14 protein-coding genes and 1 other annotated feature are annotated in these 18,839 nt (G+C 42.4%); of the genes, 5 read left to right on the top strand and 9 right to left on the bottom strand.

Annotated features, from left to right (window positions below):
• Positions 1-7 precede the first annotated feature (7 nt).
• The 4 genes from MHH89_RS04230 to MHH89_RS04215 all read right to left on the bottom strand — a co-directional run bounded on the left by MHH89_RS04230 (position 8) and on the right by MHH89_RS04215 (position 4,253).
• The gene (locus MHH89_RS04230; protein WP_341086410.1) at positions 8-925 is read right to left on the bottom strand and encodes a dihydrodipicolinate synthase family protein; all 918 of its coding nucleotides are present in this window, start codon (positions 923-925) and stop codon (positions 8-10) included.
• Positions 926-983: 58 nt separating this feature from the next.
• The gene (locus tag MHH89_RS04225; protein ID WP_051491452.1) at positions 984-1,871 is read right to left on the bottom strand and encodes a carbohydrate ABC transporter permease; all 888 of its coding nucleotides are present in this window, start codon (positions 1,869-1,871) and stop codon (positions 984-986) included.
• A gap of 12 nt (positions 1,872-1,883) precedes the next feature.
• Positions 1,884-2,780 (bottom strand): carbohydrate ABC transporter permease, encoded by an 897-nt coding sequence (locus tag MHH89_RS04220; RefSeq protein WP_428323518.1) that lies wholly within the window; start codon positions 2,778-2,780, stop codon positions 1,884-1,886.
• 81 nt (positions 2,781-2,861) lie between these two features.
• Positions 2,862-4,253 (bottom strand): ABC transporter substrate-binding protein, encoded by a 1,392-nt coding sequence (locus MHH89_RS04215; RefSeq protein ID WP_076183515.1) that lies wholly within the window; start codon positions 4,251-4,253, stop codon positions 2,862-2,864.
• Positions 4,254-4,515: 262 nt separating this feature from the next.
• On the opposite strand from MHH89_RS04215, the gene MHH89_RS04210 reads away from it, so the two are divergent.
• Both MHH89_RS04210 and MHH89_RS04205 read left to right on the top strand, forming a co-directional pair.
• Positions 4,516-6,144, top strand: a complete 1,629-nt coding sequence (locus MHH89_RS04210) for a response regulator transcription factor (RefSeq protein ID WP_076304194.1) — start codon at positions 4,516-4,518, stop codon at positions 6,142-6,144.
• Positions 6,145-6,149: 5 nt separating this feature from the next.
• On the top strand, positions 6,150-7,955 hold the full coding sequence (locus tag MHH89_RS04205; RefSeq protein WP_076308107.1) for a cache domain-containing sensor histidine kinase: 1,806 nt from the start codon (positions 6,150-6,152) through the stop codon (positions 7,953-7,955).
• A gap of 2 nt (positions 7,956-7,957) precedes the next feature.
• On the opposite strand, the gene MHH89_RS04200 is transcribed toward MHH89_RS04205, so the two are convergent.
• A complete protein-coding gene (locus MHH89_RS04200; RefSeq protein WP_076308108.1) occupies positions 7,958-9,529 on the bottom strand; it encodes an ABC-F family ATP-binding cassette domain-containing protein in 1,572 nt (523 codons plus the stop codon).
• Between the two features lie 167 nt (positions 9,530-9,696).
• Between MHH89_RS04200 and MHH89_RS04195 the strand changes: the two genes are divergently transcribed.
• Positions 9,697-11,952 carry a pectate lyase family protein gene (locus tag MHH89_RS04195; RefSeq protein ID WP_341086405.1) on the top strand — a complete coding sequence of 752 codons (2,256 nt, stop codon included), beginning with the start codon at positions 9,697-9,699 and terminating at the stop codon, positions 11,950-11,952.
• 1,171 nt (positions 11,953-13,123) lie between these two features.
• Here the strand turns inward: MHH89_RS04195 and MHH89_RS04190 are convergent.
• Entirely contained in the window at positions 13,124-14,245 is a 1,122-nt protein-coding gene (locus tag MHH89_RS04190) for a DUF4179 domain-containing protein (protein ID WP_341086403.1), read from the bottom strand.
• On the bottom strand, positions 14,238-14,768 hold the full coding sequence (locus tag MHH89_RS04185) for a sigma-70 family RNA polymerase sigma factor (protein ID WP_249267714.1): 531 nt from the start codon (positions 14,766-14,768) through the stop codon (positions 14,238-14,240). The genes MHH89_RS04190 and MHH89_RS04185 overlap by 8 nt, the downstream gene beginning before the upstream one ends.
• Positions 14,769-14,998: 230 nt before the next feature.
• On the opposite strand from MHH89_RS04185, the gene MHH89_RS04180 reads away from it, so the two are divergent.
• On the top strand, positions 14,999-15,382 hold the full coding sequence (locus MHH89_RS04180) for a winged helix-turn-helix transcriptional regulator (protein WP_076125996.1): 384 nt from the start codon (positions 14,999-15,001) through the stop codon (positions 15,380-15,382).
• Positions 15,383-15,532: 150 nt separating this feature from the next.
• Here MHH89_RS04180 and MHH89_RS04175 read toward each other — a convergent pair whose 3' ends face one another.
• Positions 15,533-15,958 (bottom strand): hypothetical protein, encoded by a 426-nt coding sequence (locus tag MHH89_RS04175; protein WP_036686349.1) that lies wholly within the window; start codon positions 15,956-15,958, stop codon positions 15,533-15,535.
• Positions 15,959-16,155: 197 nt separating this feature from the next.
• Positions 16,156-16,438 (top strand) — a binding site (T-box leader).
• Between the two features lie 102 nt (positions 16,439-16,540).
• On the opposite strand from MHH89_RS04175, the gene trpS reads away from it, so the two are divergent.
• Positions 16,541-17,536, top strand: a complete 996-nt coding sequence (gene trpS / locus MHH89_RS04170; RefSeq protein ID WP_076279806.1) for a tryptophan--tRNA ligase — start codon at positions 16,541-16,543, stop codon at positions 17,534-17,536.
• A gap of 69 nt (positions 17,537-17,605) precedes the next feature.
• On the opposite strand, the gene MHH89_RS04165 is transcribed toward trpS, so the two are convergent.
• The gene (locus MHH89_RS04165) at positions 17,606-18,838 is read right to left on the bottom strand and encodes an aminopeptidase (protein WP_341086400.1); all 1,233 of its coding nucleotides are present in this window, start codon (positions 18,836-18,838) and stop codon (positions 17,606-17,608) included.
• Position 18,839: the final 1 nt, after the last annotated feature.

Below are 18,839 nucleotides of genomic sequence, written 5' to 3'. Positions count from 1 at the left end.
ATTAACCCTATCCCTTCGCTTCAAGAATATAATCTAATATTCTATTGTTCAGAGCTTCCACCCGCTCCTGATCGGAATCCTTAATCGGTAAAAGCGGCATTCTTGGCTGACCTGTTTCAAATCCGCGCACACTAAGGATAGCTTTACACGCACCATATAATGAAGGAAAGGATAGCAATTCAACAATGAGATCATTGATGATAAACTGCCATTTCTGCGCCTCAGCCATCTCTCCTTGCACATAACATTGTTCCACTTTTAGGAATAACTCGGGCATCACCCCATAAGTTCCACCAATCCCGCCATCTGCCCCAATACTGCGGCCCGCCAAATACTGCTCATCAGGTCCATTTAAGACTAGAAAATCCTTCCCGCCTGCGGCTTTAAATTGCTGAAGCTCAAACGTGCTCTCCGCCGAAATTTTCACCCCGATTACTTTATCCTGAGCTGCCATCTTAATCAGCAAGCTTTTCGATAATTGAAAGCCTGTAGTTTGCGGGATGTGATAGATAATAAATGGAAGCGCCGTACTATCAATAATCGCCTGCCAATGACTTTCAACACTGTCCGGTGAAAGACGATAATAGATCGCTGGAACAGCCGATACGGCATGTGCGCCAACTTTCTCAGCATGGATAGCTAGTTCAACACTGTCTCTTGTAGATGGGGCACCCACGTGAGCAATGATTGTAAGCTCTTTTCCAACCTCTGCTATAACTGCCTCGAGCATTTGTTTGCGTTCTTCTACAGATTGCAGCATACCTTCGCCAGAGCTTCCGCCAACATAAAGACCTTTTACTCCCGTAGAAGCATACTGACGAGCTAATTTCCGGGCTGCTTCTTTATCGATTTCCCCCTCAGGATCATAACTGGAGTACATAGCAATAATAATGCCTTTAAAGGATTCAAGATCATATGATTTCATAAATTACAGCCTCCATCGTTTAATTCATTACTATTAATTTTCGTTGTTATAGGAATAATTAGCCTTTTACAGCCCCCATAGTAATCCCTTGGGTAAAGGCTTTTTGGAACATTAGAAAAATTGCAATCATAGGAATAGAGGCTAACGCAGCACCCGCCATAAGCAATCCATAGTTTGTTGTGAATTCACCCCGAAGAGTCGCTACCCCAAGTGGTAATGTCATCATTGAAGTCGATCTGGTCATGATCAGCTGACTGAAATAATCATTCCAAGAAGTGATGAAGGTAAAGATTGCCAGTGCCCCTATTGCAGGCTTTAACAAAGGTAAAATGATGGTTCCGAACAAACGAATCTCAGAGCTGCCATCTATTTTGGCTGCTTCAATTAATTCTCCTGGAATCGTCTGCGCGAACTGCTTCATTAGGAAGACTCCAAATGGCCAGCCAATCGCTGGTAAAATAAGCCCTTTATACGTGTTGACCCACCCAAAATCTGCAAGCATCGTAAACAGCGGGACAAGAATAACTTGCTTAGGCAATGCCATAGCGGCAACAAACATCGTAAAGATAATCCCTCGGCCAGGAAAAGACTTTTTGGCTAGCACATATCCAGCACAGGAAGAAACGATACAAATCGCTGCCATTTCACAAAAAGCAATGATGAAACTGTTAAACATCCAGCGCTCAACGGGATTCTTAAATAACTCGGTCCAGTTTTGCAGAGTCGGCTTAGCCGGAAACCATTCCGGGGGAATCGTTGTTGCTACAGTCTGAAGCTTAAATGCCCCTGAAACCACCCAATAAAAAGGGAAGATAAAAAACAACGTTGCTAGAATCAACAGGATGGTCGCTAATATTTTTGGAATCGTCAATTCTTTTTTCCATTTGCTTACTTTCTTAGATTGGCCAATAGGTGCTCTCAGTTCTAACGGATTCGTAGAATTCATGATGTCCCCTCCTTAATACTCAACATCACTGCCAAAGTATTTGAATTGAATGATAGAAATGATCCCGATCACAATCGCAAGGATGACACCCATCGCCGAGGCATATCCAAAATGACCGAGCATAAAGGCTTGTTCGTAAACGCCATACATAACAGTCGATGTGCTATACACAGGTCCACCCGAGGTGAGCAACTGAATTAGTGCAAAACATTGAAAGGTGTTGATCGTGGTAATCACGATAATATATAAGTTCGTTGGCATTAGCATTGGCCATAATATTTTCCGGAAAATCTGCCAAGGCGTCGCTCGATCAATCTCAGCTGCTTCTATGTAAGAAGTAGGAATGTTCCCAATAGATGCCACATATAAAATGATCGGCTGCCCTACAGAGGTCGTTATCAGAACCACGATAATAGCAAGCAGTGCAGTCCTCGTATCTCCTAACCAGGATATAGGCTCCATTCCCAAAAAGCTGGTCAAATAATTTAGAATCCCATAGTTCGGATGATAGATCCAGCCCCAAACGACTGTGATGCTTACGACCGAGGATACAGCCGGCAAATAGAACACTCCGCGGAAAAACGATCTGGCAAACTCTTTTTTCTTATAAATATTCATAGAGATAAATAACGAGAAAATAATAACGATGGGTACGGTGATGAGTACAAGCAATAATGTATTTCCCATCGACTTCCTGAAGTTATCATCTTTTATTAAGGAGATATAATTATCGAGGCCAATAAAGCTGAAATCTCTCAAGGAGTAATCAAAGAAACTAATATAGACCCCTTTCACCATCGGATAAGCTACAAAAAGCAGGAAAAACCCAAATGCCGGCACTAAAAAGAGATAACTCATCATCCAGTCACGAATCACATAACCTTTTATTTTGCGAACCGTTGTCCCCACAGTCCTTCCCCATTTCTTCGATGATTTAAAAAGAAAAGAGTGCTTCCCGCACTCTATTCTTTTGGACACCATTCACTTTTTTTATTTCATTGCAGCCTTTGCTTTCGTAATCGCTTCGTTTGCTTTTGCAGCAAAGCTGTCCAAAGCTTCTTTACCGGTTGCTCCTCCAGTTAAAGCACGTTGTAATTCAGGGAACCAGAAGGTACGAATATCAGCATATCCATCGGCAATGGTAGGTGCATCTGTTGTGAATTTACGAGCATACTCAGCGTATTTGTACTCTGCATCATCATAGAGACCTGTAATCGAATTACGAACAGACAAACCACCTGTTTGAATCAAGTTTTTCTTCCCCCATACAGGATCATTAGCAATAAAATCAATCAGCTTCTTAGAAGCTGCAATCTTAGCTTCATCACCATTATTGAATACCGCCATACCGCCGAGGTAAGGTTCAAGCTTAGGTTCCGATCCATCTAAAGTAGGGAATGGAAGCAGAACATCTTCGAATTCAACCATTTTTTTGGATACGTTCTGAGCTTTAAGTACTGCAGAATAGTTGAGTGTAAAGGCTAATTTTCCTTGTAAAAATAAGTCGTTCACGTCAGCAGCCGCAAGGGAAGCCGCACCAGAAACGCTAAGTTTATCTTTTGTAGCTTGAACGATCCAATCCAACGCTTTCGCAGCATTATCAGTATTGATCGCGACTGCGGAATTATCTTCATTTAGAAATCTGGATACACCTAAGTTAGCAAGATATGCACGAGTTCCTTGATCTCCAGCCTGGCTCTTCGCGAAGAATCCGGTAGGAATAACATCAGGTGCTTTTTCTTTAACAGCTTCCAGCGCTTTCTTATATTCTTCAAACGTCCAAGTTCGGTCTTCCTTATCCAGAGGAAGCAAATCTAGCGCGCCAATCTTCTCAAAAACGGTCTTGTTTACCGCCATCATAAAAGGAGCTGTATTGATCGGATACATAAAGATCTCTTCGCCAACACTAGACTGTTTCCAAAAGGCTTCCGAAATATCATTTTTCACTTCATCGGTCACCATATCATTAAGAGGTGCTAATAAGTCCTTTTTACCCCAGTCAATAATCCGTCCAGGAGCATCATAAATTACATCAGGTGCGGTATTCGAAGCAATTGCCACATTCAGTTTTTCAGGGCCGCCTTCAAAGGTGATCATCTCAAGGTTGACTTTAATTTCCGGATTCTTCTCATTAAAAGCTGCAATGATTTCCTTCTCATATTTGCCAACTTCACCATCTAAAGCTTGAAAGCTCGGAAAATTCCACCATGTTATTTCTACTGGTTTAGCAGCAGTCTCAGTGGCCGCGGGCTCACTCTTATCAGTATTATTACTTGGTTCATTGGCGGAATTCGCTGTATTCGTATTTCCGCATGCAACTAACTGTGTACCTAAAAGTGCGACACCAACAATGCTCATTAGCCCTTTTTTCATTGCTCTCATGTGCTACCCCCTATTATTTTTGTGGAATAGAATGCTTTCTCATTCCTTGCGCTAATCATAAATCAATTATAAATTCAGGAGAATCCCACTCCTTTTACATTTAGGGTCGTATTCTGACCTATACCTTCTTTCAGCCCCTCTTCAATGTTATAATACATTACATATTTCACCTATAATTATTTTAATTTTTAGCTTATAACTTACATTTGATGATATCGTTGTTGAAAAATCCACTATAAATCTAGTCTTCCGGAGGGATTTCATGTACAAGCTTATGATTGTAGAGGATGAACCGTTAATACGGACGGGATTAAAACATTACTTTTCGTGGCAGGAGCTTGGTGTTCAGAGTATTGTTGAAGCGGAGAATGGAAAAGAAGGCGTCGCTACCGCACTACGTGAGCAGCCAGATTTAGTGATCACTGATATTCGCATGCCCGAAATGGATGGTCTTCAGATGATAGAAGAGCTTCGCCAATTCCTTCCTGATACTTTGTTTATTATTTTGACAGGATTTAATGATTTCGAATACGCTCAACGAGCCATTAAACTTGGGAGTGTGCATGCTTTTTTGCTCAAACCTCTGGAATATGAAGAAAGCCTAACCGTGATTCAAGAATGCATGAACAAGCTGCAACTTAAACAACAAGAACAAAGGAAACGTTCTACTCTGGAAGGCTCACAACTTATAAAGCTACTACTCGAAGAAGAACAACCTGCAATTGACACTAATTTGATCGCTGAATTATGTAATTTTAAAAGTAAACATTATCTGTATCTCCCTTTTGTTTTGGCAGGTTTCCCTATCAGAGAAACACCTTCACCATCCACAAGGTGGATGCGAGAACAGGCGACTAAGTTCATACATCTTGCAACGGAGGCCTATCTCCCGGCGAGTCTGCCACGATCTATTTTTACATATGCTGCTAAATCCAAACTCTACGGGCTAATAGTCATGGGATCACAGACTGCAACGAGCATTGTCCCTTTTGAGACCCAAGTACTTACTGAACTCGATCAGCATTTGAACAAGCTTACGTTAGAACATCATCTTGCCCTTTATCTTGCCATAGGTACAGTGACGAACGAACTGTCTCAAATCACTTCATTACTTCACGAGTCTGAAAAGCTGTTATATCAACGCTTCTATCAGAATGAACAGAATATATTCCATATCTCTTCCATAAAGGCAGGCGCCACAGCTACTAAACCAATGCTTATCCAACTAGATGACAACGATAAGAAACGAATAATCTCCTGCATCGAAAATGCCAATAAACAAGAAATTCTACAATTAATGCAACGATTGGCACAAGATATTTTGCATAAAGCAGATGGCCCTTCACCTGATCTATGGCTTGCGTATGTACAAGAAATCATAAGTGTCATTATCCGCTTCGCTAATAAAAACCACATTCATAGGGATGGTGTGTACAGCGATAAACTATTAAACCTTACTTTTGTTGAGGATTTTCACTCCCTTGAGGTCATGTTCGAGTGGCTGGGGAATTGGATGGTTCATCTGGGGAACATATATACCGAAGGTCTGACGGATAACCATCAGCAGGATGTGATTATCTTTGAACATATTAAATCCTTCATTAGAGCTAATATTGATCAAGATATTACTCTACAAATGGTAGCGGATCGCTTTTTCTATAACCCTTCTTATTTAAGCCGTCTGTTCAAAAGAAAACTCGATAAGAACTATATGCGATTTGTAACCGAAATCCGTATGGAATACGCGCAGGAATGCTTAAAAAAACCGGAGATTCTAGTGACCGATGTCTGCACAATGTGTGGTTACAAGAGCTATAAGCATTTCGTTAAAACGTTCCGGCTCTTCACCAACATGACCCCATCAGACTATAGAAAACAATCGGGGTGGTAAGCAAAATGATGCAAATAAACCAGCCAAAAAAACGCTATCGGATGCGGCATGTCAATCGGCAGATTTTTGTGCTGATGATCCTGACCATTACTATTCCTTTGCTGATTATATCCGCGATTATCTATATTTTTTCAAATCAAGCCGTCAAAAATGAATATCAAAGCAGCTCTAATCTCATCCTTAATAATCTTTCTTTCAACATCGACCAGTATCTGCAAAGTATTGAAAAAGGGACCCTTAACGCCCAGGTAGATAGTCAATTACAAACCGCTCTCGAGCATTGGACTATCAACAAAGATAATATCGGGAATGATCTAAGTATTCAGTATGGAAACACGATTGAACAGTTCATCAGCGGGATTGAAATGACGATTAAAAATGTCGACAGTGTGCAGATTTTCGCGGGGTCACGTGTATTCTACTCCGCCAATTTCAATCGTGCGGATTATGATGTGAAGGACTACACCCAAGAGGATTGGTATTTACAGACGCAGCAAAAAAAGGGGGGTGTAATCCTGTTTGGAAGTCATCTCCCCTTCTATCGCACCAATTCCAAACAATCCGTCATCTCCATCGCCAGAGTCATTAATAAAAAAGGAAGCAAGCAGCCCTTAGGTGTCATGTTAATCGATATCCGGCTGGATTCATTACGGGAAATCTTAAAGCTGTCCGAGAATAGCAAGCGGAAATTTATTATTTTAGACGATAAGGGGGGCAACGTTTACAGCTCAGATTCATTGGAGACGAGTCCTTTAGAGCCAGTCCCTATCGACAAACAGGCGCTTAACACTTTTATGAACAATGACGCCGGGAGCTTATATGGTACTTTTGATGACAAGGATTCGTACATTAATTTTGTTACCTCTCCTTACTCCAGCTGGAAGGTCATTCAATATATTGATGAAAAAGAGATGACTAAGCAGGCTTCTTTTCTTGGCAAAATCATTTTAACCTTGGCGCTCTTATCGCTTGTCACTGCACTCTTATTTATGTATATCCTCTCGGAACGCGTAACCAAACCTATTATTCTGTTAAGCCGGAAGGTGAAGCTGGTGGGGATGGGGAATTTCGATGTAGATTTGTATAGTAATCGTCAAGATGAATTTGGGGTTCTATATAATGGAATTCGTAAGATGGTAAAAGATTTGCAAAACTATATTGAGCGATCTTCGATGGCCAAGGCTCAACAAAAAGTAGCCCAGTATGGTGCGCTCAAAAGCCAAATCAATCCGCATTTTCTGGCAAATGTCCTTGAATCTATTCAAATGAAAGCCATCATCAATGGGCAAAGAGAGATTGGCGAGATGGTGGGGATCGTGGGCAGATTGTTTCGGATTCATATCCAGACTGGAAAAATCACCGTTACCCTGCGCGAAGAACTTGAGCATGTCCGGCTATATGTGAAGATTCAGCAGTTGCGTTTTGGGGATAAATTACAGTACATGGAGCAGCTAGATCCGCAATGCGAAATCGTTAAGGTCATGCACTTCTCCTTGCAGCCCATCGTAGAGAATGCTATCGTACACGGCCTAGAAAGCCGCAGTGAACCAGGTCTGCTTGAGGTATCCTCGGTGATATCGGGGGAGGATATGCTGATTATCGTTAAAGATAACGGCATTGGCATCGAGGAAGAGAAACTTAAACAGCTGCGTTTCCGTCTCTCTCAACCCTCAGATACCTTAGATGAAGAACATATTGGCATTAAAAATGTTCATGATCGCATTCAATTTCATTTTGGCGAAAAATATGGAATTGAAATTTCCAGTCACGTAGGTGAAGGAACGACAGTGATCATCCGACTTCCCGCGTAATCCTAGACATTTTGCTCAGTAATGCCTAATTCAGGATCAAAGGTGAGCATTTTCGTCGCTATTTTATCAATAAAAAACCGATCATGACTAACTGTTACTACAGCGCCAGGAAAATGAATCAACGCCTGCTCCATCACCTGAATACTGGTTAAATCCAAATGGTTAGTGGGCTCATCTAAAATAATGACAGCAGCTCCGGAGAGAAGGCATTTCGCTAAAGCCACTCTGGCCTGCTGTCCGCCTGAAAGGCTGCCAATCGTTTTACTCAGATCCATTTCCGAGAATTGCAGCATCGCTAGAAATTTATTCACCTTTTTCCGCGGTGCGTCCAGTCCCAGTCCATAAACATTTACGGCATGGCTGACGGTATCTTTATGATCCAGCTCATCCCACATCTGATTAAAGTACGCATAACCGAACCCGCGTTCCCAAGTCACTTCCCCCGATTCCGGTGCTTCTTGTCCAGTCAGTACTTTGATTAGTGTCGATTTTCCGCTGCCGTTCGGACCTACGATAGCTATCCGGTCTTCCTTTTGAATATCGAAGCTAATGTTCTGGAAAATGGAGCGGCCATCATAACTTTGTCCAATCCGCTTCACTTCCCCCAGCTTGTCAGGAAAACGTAAATTACTATAAATATCAGTGATTAATACGTTAACTGGATGAGGTTCCACTCGTTTTTTCATATCCGTTAGCTTACGGGATAGACGGTCCTTAGAAGACTTCTTACTACCACGGTTTTCAATGGCCTCGGACTCCATAAGGAGAAGTTCTTCTTCCCACTCAAATTGCCGATCGAGCACTTTTTTACGCATCTTCTTTTTACGAACGTAATCGGTATAATTGCCTTCATATTCCTGAAAATGATAGTTCTCGATTTCTATCGTCCGCGTGACCACTCTGTCAATAAATTGCCGATCATGAGAAACCAGAAGCATCGCCCCATTGAAACGGTGCAGCCACTGCTCCAACCATACGATTCCTTCCATATCCAAAAAATTAGTAGGCTCATCGAGCAATACAACATCGGGCGCTTCAATTAAGACTTTAGCCAGTGCCGCGCGGTTCCTCCAGCCTCCGGATAACTCCTCTACAGGTTGATGCCGCGATCTCTCATCGAATCCTAATTTAGTCAGCACCGTATTGATTTCCACAGATACATTCCAGCCATCCAAATGCTCCATTTGTTCAAAAAGCTCAGCTTGGCGCTCTAAAAGTGCATTCATCTGGACATCATCCGACACCTGCCCAAGCTGTTCTCCTATTTGGTTAAGCTCCTGTTCAATGCGTGCTACCTCTTCGAAGCAAAGTTCTAACTCTTGTTGTACAGACAAAGACCCGGAAAGCTCCGAAAATTGAGAGAAGTAGCTGATCTTCACATTGGGATCTAACTCTACTTTTCCTGCCGTTGGCTCCTCTTTTCCCATGATTAGCTTAAAAACAGTAGATTTACCTGCTCCATTTCGTCCGATTAAGCCAATACGTTCGCCCTTGCTCACACGAAAATAAATATCTCGAAAGATCAATGTATTCTCATATTTCTTAGTTACGTTCTCCATTCGGATTACGCTCAAATCTATCACTCCTAGTTCGTATAGATCAGAATTCATCGTTGAATACCCAAAAAGCTATTATAGCACTAATTAAAAAAAGGACTTTATAATCATATTATTACTTATATTTATTTCCGATATATGTATTTATATTAATATAAATTTATAAATACATAAGGAGGATTACAATGAGTTTGCTAAAATCATTCAAGAAAAATGCGAGTGTTATTATGTGCATTACCCTGCTCTTTTCTCTTTTTATTGTGTATCCGGCAAGTGCTTCTACCTTCTTCCAAGACCGCTTTGAAGAGGGCGATAATCTATGGACATCCACTAGTGGGAATTGGACTATTGTTGAGGACGAAGGCAACAGCGTATATTACCAGTCTGCCACAAAAGAAGGACGTACTTCTGCAGGTGATCCAGCCTGGAGCGATTACACTGTGGAAGCGGATGTAAAAGTTGTTGATTTTAATGGCTCAAACAGAACTTATGTTGCGGGCAGATACATAGATGGAAATAATTTTTATGCAGCTTCTTTGTATAATAATAATGATGGCATGCTGGAAATCAGAAAGAAAGTTTCTGGATCTACTACAACTTTGTCCAGCAAACCTTACGCTCTGCAAACAGGAGTTTGGTATAATGTAAAACTCGAAATGAGCGGAAATACCATCAACATGTATGTAAATGATACGCTGGAGCTCTCAGCTTCCGATTCCAAATTAAAAAAAGGTGCAGCAGGGCTCGTTACCTTTAAAACTATTACGATGTTCGACAACGTGACCGTTTCTGACACCATTGGCACTACACCGACACCAACACCTACTGCTACGCCGACTCCGACTGCTTCACCGACTCCGACTGTTACACCAACACCTACTGCTACGCCGACTCCGACTGTTACACCGATACCGACTGCTTCACCAACACCTGCTGCTTCACCGACACCTACTGCTACGCCGATACCGACTGTTTCACCAACACCAACTGCTACGCCGATACCGACTGCTTCACCAACACCAACTGCTACGCCGATACCGACTGCTTCACCAACACCAACTGCTATGCCGACTCCGACTGTTACACCAACGCCTACACCGGTTCAGGTTAGTGAATATGATTTGGCTGGGTTTGCCACAGGAACTACAGGTGGTGGAAATATCCAAAAAACCAGTCCACTCTATAAAAAGGTATATACCGCAGAAGATCTTGCCACTGCACTGAGAAAAGGATCCAAAATAAAGGTTATTGAAATTATGAACGACTTGGATCTGGGATGGAATGAAATTTCTGATGCAGCAAAGATCTCCCCATTTAGCGCTCATAACAATGCTTTAACACATCCCGTATTAATAGAGACTGGTGTCAGCAAAGTGTCTATAGACAACTTCGACGGTTTGACCATTTTCTCTGCTAAGGGTGCAACCATTAAACATGCCGCTTTTACCTTTAAAAGAAGCTCTAACGTCATCATCCGCAACCTTGAATTTGATGAGCTGTGGGAATGGGATGAAGCAACCAAAGGGAATTACGATAAAAACGACTGGGACTACATCACCATTGAGAACAGCAACAACGTATGGATCGACCACTGCACTTTCAATAAATCTTATGACGGAGTTGTTGATGTTAAAAAAGGCAGCAACGGCGTCACCATTTCATGGTCATCCTTCTTAGGGGATGATAGAAACGCAAACAGCTGGGTTACTCAGCAAATTAATGCTATGGAAGCCAACAAGGCTGCCTATCCCATGTACGCTTATTTAAGAAGCAGCTCAGTTGGCCTAAGTAAAGACGACATCATTGCGATTGCCGCTAGTCAAAAAAAGGGCCACTTAATAGGCGCAACAGAGTTTGCAGCTGATAATGCGCTTCTTTCTGTGACGCTCCATCACAACTACTATAAAGATATACAAGACCGCATGCCCCGCCTTCGTAGTGGTAATGCGCATGCCTATAACATTGTAATGGACAACGAAGATACCAGATTGGCTAAAAAACGTCTAACCTCCGCTATGGAAAAAGCGATCTCAAGCAAGGGGTATCATTTCGGGGTTACAAGTAACGGAGCCATCTCGACAGAAGGAGGAGCTGTATTACTTGAAAGTTCTGTAATCATTGATGTAGTGTATCCTCTTCGCAACAATCAAGCGGATGCAAATAATAGCAAATATACAGGTGCAATCGCAGCTTTAGATACGATCTATTCACTAGATGGAGCAACATTCAGAGGAGACAGTACAGCAAAGAACAGCCCTCTCTCCCCTGCACCCGCTGCCGTTAAAGCATTTGCATGGAACGGATTCACAACACTACCTTACAGCTACACTTCAGATGACCCAGCTAGTCTAAAATCCAGACTTACCGCTGTTGACGGCTCAGGGGCAGGCAAATTGTCCTGGTCAAACGAGGAATGGTTGAAAACAAATTACAGCAACTAACTCGACTAACTAATTACTGAACACATATCCCATTACTACAACGAGAAAAGTTACTAACTTAGTTGTCACACTAGCGCCACCTTTGCAACAAATTAGCGACATATTAGTGCTACTAACGCCATATTAGTGCTACTACCGCCATATTAACGCCACATTAGCACCACATTAGCACCACATTAGCACCACATTAGCACCACTTTTGTACCGCCGAAATTGCTCAGACGCTCAGACAGTGATTTTACAGTTTAGAGTGTAATATTTACGAGGTCAGACGACGATTTTAGTTTACAGTGCAGTATTTACGAGGTCAGACGACGATTTTAGTTTACAGTGCAGTATTTACGAGGCCAGATGGTTCGGACTCAGCAGCCCATATTTCGAAGAATCCGGGCATTTCGCAGTGCTATCGGACTCAGATGCAGCTATTCATCCCAATATGCTCATTTTGGGTGTGGATTTAGACCAATAAGAGCTATACAGTCCGAAAACTAAGCAAAATGGTCCAAAAAGCCAAAATAGCTGCAATACAGTCCGTTAGGAGTGCTAAGAGCGTGAGGAACATGAGGAGCATGAGAAACCTGAGGAGCGTTATTAACTTAGTTGCCACATTAGCAACTCATTTGTACCGCACTAATGCCACACTAACGCCACTTTTGTACCGCCGAAATAGCTAAGACGCTCAGACGACGATTTTAGTTTACAGTGCAGTATTTACGAGGTCAGATGGTTCGGACTCAGGAGCCCTTATTTCGAAGAATCCGGGCATTTCGCAGTGCTATCGGACTCAGATGCAGCTATTCAACCCAATATGCTCAATTTTGGTGTGGATTTAGACCAATAAGAGCTATGCAGTCCGAAAACTCAGCAAAATGCTCAAAAAAGCTAAAATAGCTGCAATACAGTCCGTTAGGAGTGTTACGCGCGTGAGGAACATGAGGAACGTGAGAAGCCTGTGAAACGTGAGAAGCGTGAGGAACATGAGGAGCATTATGCACATACAATCCCGATAGGAGCATCAGGAGTTTGTTCTCATTTAACAAGTGGCGTGTTTGGTGTTAAAAGGTAACTCGCAAAGTTAGTATAATGTCCCAACAATAACAAAAAGGCCGCAACCTGCGGCCTTTTTCTATATTACAACTCCCAACGCATATTCACTAATATCGCTTACCGCTCATTTTTTCAGAATATCAATATACTCTTCTTTCTCTCGATCTGCCCCCGCATTAAGTTTCAGTCGCAGTGACTTCGGGTGATCCAACACATTACTGCTGAAGTAACTTATAAATCCATCATCAGATCCACTACCAGAATTCGGATTAATTTTAATGTCGTGCTTCCCAACCTGCGCTGTTAATTCATAGGGGAGCTTTTGAAACAGTTCATTTCGGACGATCCAATCCGTTTTCAATTCCTCATTTATCGTAAATTTGAGCGCTATGCTTAACGGAGAAAGCTCGACTTCGGCTAGTTTTACTTCCTGTCCGTCAATTTTGAAGGGGTGGTCTACAACTAATGTCTCCGTCTTCAGCTCCCAAAACTTAGGATCAATAGAGAAGTTCACTTTTAAACGATCAGAATACCGCATGTCGGATAAAACCGTTCCTGTTTTCGGTTTACTTAACATTCCCGGGTCTACAGAGGCAATCTGAAAATCCGCCACTACGTCTGTTGGCCTTGGTCTATTTCGGTCCAGTGAAAATACAGTTTTGCCGAGCCAAGTATATATGGTTCCCTCTGCGTGTGCTCCCATTCCGCCTCTATTCCCATTCTCCTCCATTACATCTCGTCCAGTTTCAGCTTCTATCAGCTTCACACTATTTACACTGTACACTTCCTGACCATCACTTGTTGTCCCTGTATACAGCAGCATGATTTTATTTTCATCAGCAAGCACAGCATTTAGCGTAATTTTATATCCATTTGATTCAGCACTCTTATTAACGATTTGTACATAATCATTCCGGATTGCAGACTCTAGTGTAAGAGCATCAATATCAGCTGCAGCCAATGTTTTAAAAGGCTCCAATACGCCCCAATCGAACGTGTCAACACTCGAAGTCCCTTGCTGTGGCAACAGCTGGGTTGGATTGAAGAACAGCAAGCCCGCTATCATCACTGCAGCCGCCAGCACAGACATCGCGCTTTTTGTGAATATTAACCTTCTGCCACGTTTCTTGCCTAATTCCAAACCTGCTTGGATCGCATAGATCTGAGCGGCTGCATTCTCTATTTTTTGTTCTTGTGGGATACGTCCGGCATCGCTTAACATGGCAAGCTCCTCTTGACTACTCATTGTTCCATTCACCCCGATTCTTTATGATGGTTCGCAACTGCTTCAGCCCCTTATGCTGCCAAGTCTTAACCGTCCCCTCGGGTTTATTCATAATGTTAGCGATCTCAGTCAAGGTCATATCGTTGTAGTATTTTAGCAGCAGCACATGGCGATACTTGGGCTTAACCTGCTCGAGTGCCCACAGCATTTCCATCCGATGATGGCCAATGTGTGTGACCTGTTCTCCTATTCTTTCATCTACCAGCGGCATGGAACGTTTTCTTCGTCTTTGTTCATCTATACAGACATAAATTAGAATTCTAATAATCCATGATTTGAATGCTTTGGGGTCCTTTAAAGTTTTTCTTTTAATCCAAGCCCGGCAAGTCATTTCCTGCATCGCTTCCAGCGCATCGTTTCGGTTCCGCAAGTAACTATAAGCAATACTGTACAATTGTTCTCTATGTACCAATATCGAATCGTAAAAATCCGTCTCGCTCCGAGTATCAAGAATCGTTACTTTTTTCATTTCTGCATTAGTCATCGTCATGTCTCTCCTTAGCCTCCTCTCTTCAACCTTTCATAGATTAAGACGGGGGAGGTATAGAAACGGTTTTAATTTCGTTTTTCTTTTTTTGCTCAAAGCTCTCTAAATTATAGCATTCTATAAAAATTGAATGAAAAATGTTATGATAGGTTAAATTGGACATAATCAATAGTACGCACTCAAAAGTGCCATAGGTGCTAAAAAGTACCCATACCTTGGAGGTTATCATGACAACAACATCTACAACAACTGTCAAGAAAAAATACAATATTTCTGTTGAAGCCACCCTAGAGGTCATCGGAGGGAAATGGAAATGCGTAATTCTATGTCATTTAACTCATGGCAAAAAACGCACCTCCGAGTTAAAACAGTTGATGCCCGGCATTACTCAAAAAATGTTAACCCAGCAGCTACGCGAGCTTGAGGCAGATGGAATCATCAACCGAATTGTTTATAATCAGGTTCCACCAAAAGTAGAATACGAGCTTAGTGAATATGGGGATAGTTTAAGCGATATTTTGACTGCATTATGTAATTGGGGAGAACAACATATCATTAAGCAATACGGTGATAAATACGCTGTTTTAGAGGATAACATCTTAAATAAATAAACCGCTATATCAAGGTAATGGTTGGAGATTTATGCTGCGAGAGTTGGACTTCAATTATACACCCACGAAAAAAGGACAGCTGAATCAGATCGATTCAACTGTCCAAAGCTTTGATTCACCCGTCCCTTGAATGGCGCACAGGAACATAACTTAAATTACGCCTTCTCCTCCTATAGCAGTTGCTGTGAATGATATGGGTCCAAATAGATTGATAGGCAAGTTGCTATCATTCTGAATTACCAATTCATAGTTGTGGACTCCAATATAAGCACCATCGACCCACTGAGCACTTAATTGAATATCAGTAATTGTAGTGAAACGATAAAAGGATCTATAAATATCGACTCCAGCTCGTCGGATGATAACAAGAAATTGGCTATTAGCAAGTGCAGTAAGACTAAAACTTCCATTTAACTCGACTCTACTGGAGAAAGATGCCGGATTAGCCGGACTAATATTTACTTGCGCTGTAGCTAAACCCGCTCCAGCTCCAGGAATCCCTGCAACCGTTATAGCAGTAGTAAACGGATCTAACGGGATTTTTGCCTGTGACCCATAACTTATTATTGTCGCCATTTATCATCACTCCATTTCAAGGTTATAGAGTAGTATATTGTGAATCCACAATGATAGATTGGACTTAATTCCTGATGATTATATACATTTAAGGTATACTTTGCTAGATCATATAAACCTAGATACCTCGTCAATCACCATACGATTTCCACTCATTGACAACACCCCTGTTCAGAATTACAATAATTCACATATCATGAACAACGATGACAAAGGGTAAGTAGACAGACGAACATGGTCTTCAGAGAGCCGGTGGTAGGTGCGAACCGGTGACCAGCGTATGCTCGAATGGCCTTTATAGTTGTTTTTCCGAACTATCTTAATGGATGCAGTAGGGAAAACCGGGGTTCGCGCCGTTATCAAGGGACCTGTATCGAGAATAAATTCAACCTCTCCGTACAGGTAAGAGAAGATCGAAAGCCAAGAATCGTAAGGTGACACGATCATTTAAGGTGGTACCACGACAACTTCGTCCTTATTGGATGAGGTTTTTTTGTCATTTAAAGGAGGTGATGGCCATGGATGATGGCTGGTGGTGGCGACTCGAGTGTAACCAAGTGCTAAATAACAGGAGGAATTTATATGATGAACGAACGTGTCTTAACTGGAGATCGAGTGACGGGAAAGCTTCACCTTGGCCATTACGCCGGCAGCTTGCAGACCCGGGTAGCCCTTCAGGAGCAATATGAAACTTTTGTGTTTTTAGCGGATATTCAAGCCCTAACGACCCATTTTGATCGTCCACAGCTGCTGGGTCAACATCTGCATGAGATCACACTGGACTATTTATCTGCGGGTATAAATCCGGAGAAAACAACTATATTTATTCAATCGATGATCCCTGAAATCGCAGAGCTGACCCTCTTGTTCTCTATGTTTGTTACTGTGAATTCTTTACGGCATAATCCCACGATTAAAGCCGAATCGAAAAATTCGAGCTTAGATGAATTGTATTACGGTTTTCTTGGTTATCCAGTTAGTCAGACTGCTGACATAACATTTTGTAAAGCAACGATAATTCCTGTAGGGGAAGACCAACTCCCTCATCTGGAATTAACCCGTAAAATCGTCCGCAGATTCAACGAGCTGTACAGCCCGATACTGGTGGAACCCAAAGCGCTGATCAGTGAGACGCCGAGGCTTGTGGGTACGGATGGCAACGCTAAAATGAGTAAAAGCCTTGGCAATGCCATCGAGCTGGACTCCACTAAGGAAGAGATTATCTTTAAGATACGAAAAGCCACAACCGATCCAGCGCGTGTGCATAAAAATGATCCTGGACATCCAGATATCTGTCCTATTTTTGCTTATCATGGTGCTTTTCGCTCAGCGGGGGTAACCGAAATTCGTGAAGGCTGTGAGCGGGGTACCATGGGTTGTTCTGCTTGCAAACAGTTGATTTCGACAGCTCTAGATCAGCTTATAGAACCGATGCGAGAGCGTCGTTCCTATTATGCTACTAAGCCCAAGCTTGTGCAGGAAATCTTAATCTCTGGAACACAGCATGCCCGCAGCATTGCTCAAGAAACAATGGCCGAAGTACGTGAGGCTATGAGTCTTAACTATTTTTCAATCTAAAAATGACCAGTATAGGCACTCAAAAAAAGCCGGAATCTCATTGGAAGAGATCCGGCTTTTTTCTTCTCCTTACAACACCCAATTTCCCTTACGGAATACGGGTTCAATCGTGCCGTCCGCCAGCTCTCCGTCAATATCCAGCTCTGCTGAACCGATCATAAAATCGACATGAGTTAAGCTGACATTAGCTCCTCTAGCCATAAGCTCTTCGTTCGTAAGCTTTGTGCCGCCTTCAATATTTACAGGATAAGCACTTCCTAACGCGAAATGGCAGGAGGCATTCTCATCAATCCCTGTATTGTAAAAAATGCGGTTCAAGCGAGAGATTGGAGAATCATGCTGCACTAAGGCTACTTCTCCTAGATAAGATGCACCTTCATCCGTTGCCAGCAGTGAGGTTAAATGTTCGCGTCCGGATTCAGCTTCATAAGCTACGACTTTCCCTTTTTCAAAAGTGAATGAAAGTCCTTCAACTAACCGTCCATTCAAATTAAGAGGGAGCGTGCTTCTAACTGTGCCATTAACGCCAGTACGATGGGGCATGGAATAAATCTCTTCCGTTGGCATATTAGCTACAAAATAAACGCCTTTATCATTCTCACCGCCACCCCCGCGCCATAAATGGCCTTCCGGAAGCTCTACATGCAGATCCGTTCCCGGAGCACGGTAATGCAAGCTTTTATAACGTTTAGCGTTCATTCTGTCCTGACTTTCTTTCAACTGACCAATATGCTCTCTCCAAGCAGCTACCGGATCATTGCTGCCCACACGATTCATCTGGAATACAGCTTCCCACATCGCCTCTACCCGCTCTTCTTCAGGAAGATCGGCAAAAACCTTGTTCGCCCAAGCACGTGTTGGCGCTTTGACCAGAGACCAGCTGATTTTGCTGTTCCGAGTATATTTGGAGTAGTTCTTGCGAGCAACAGCCGCTGCTTTGACTGCTCTAGATACCTTAGAAGAATCAATGCCATTAAACAGTTCAGGATCAGGTACTTTAATATGTAAGATGGCACCATTCTCTTCCGCGAATTTCTCCATCATCTCAGCCTGCCACTGTGGATAGTAATCGAAAGAATCCTCTGGGGCTTTTTCATAACGGATCCGTGTAGTTGCTTCATCGTCCCAGTCAACAACTACATATTTAGCTCCCGCTTCATAGGCTTTCGCTACAATCAAGCGAGTAAGTTCTGCGGTTTCTATCGGTGCATGTACCATAAGGACTTGTCCAGGCTGTACATTTACTCCTACTTTTACAACTAGGTTCGCATATTTCTCCAGCATTACTTCAAAATCTTTCATG

The organism is Paenibacillus sp. FSL H7-0323 (assembly GCF_038002725.1).
In the GTDB taxonomy this organism is placed as follows: domain Bacteria; phylum Bacillota; class Bacilli; order Paenibacillales; family Paenibacillaceae; genus Paenibacillus_AQ; species Paenibacillus_AQ odorifer.
This window is presented reverse-complemented; position numbering and strand designations above follow the sequence as displayed.

Coding starts and splice junctions, on each gene's coding strand:
- MHH89_RS04230 (WP_341086410.1), bottom strand. CDS start 925: ATGAAATCATATGATCTTGAATCCTTTAAAGGCATTATTATTGCTATG.
- MHH89_RS04225 (WP_051491452.1), bottom strand. CDS start 1,871: ATGAATTCTACGAATCCGTTAGAACTGAGAGCACCTATTGGCCAATCT.
- MHH89_RS04215 (WP_076183515.1), bottom strand. CDS start 4,253: ATGAGAGCAATGAAAAAAGGGCTAATGAGCATTGTTGGTGTCGCACTT.
- MHH89_RS04210 (WP_076304194.1), top strand. CDS start 4,516: ATGTACAAGCTTATGATTGTAGAGGATGAACCGTTAATACGGACGGGA.
- MHH89_RS04205 (WP_076308107.1), top strand. CDS start 6,150: ATGATGCAAATAAACCAGCCAAAAAAACGCTATCGGATGCGGCATGTC.
- MHH89_RS04195 (WP_341086405.1), top strand. CDS start 9,697: ATGAGTTTGCTAAAATCATTCAAGAAAAATGCGAGTGTTATTATGTGC.
- MHH89_RS04190 (WP_341086403.1), bottom strand. CDS start 14,245: ATGAGTAGTCAAGAGGAGCTTGCCATGTTAAGCGATGCCGGACGTATC.
- MHH89_RS04185 (WP_249267714.1), bottom strand. CDS start 14,768: ATGACTAATGCAGAAATGAAAAAAGTAACGATTCTTGATACTCGGAGC.
- MHH89_RS04180 (WP_076125996.1), top strand. CDS start 14,999: ATGACAACAACATCTACAACAACTGTCAAGAAAAAATACAATATTTCT.
- MHH89_RS04175 (WP_036686349.1), bottom strand. CDS start 15,958: ATGGCGACAATAATAAGTTATGGGTCACAGGCAAAAATCCCGTTAGAT.
- trpS (WP_076279806.1), top strand. CDS start 16,541: ATGATGAACGAACGTGTCTTAACTGGAGATCGAGTGACGGGAAAGCTT.
- MHH89_RS04165 (WP_341086400.1), bottom strand. CDS start 18,838: ATGAAAGATTTTGAAGTAATGCTGGAGAAATATGCGAACCTAGTTGTA.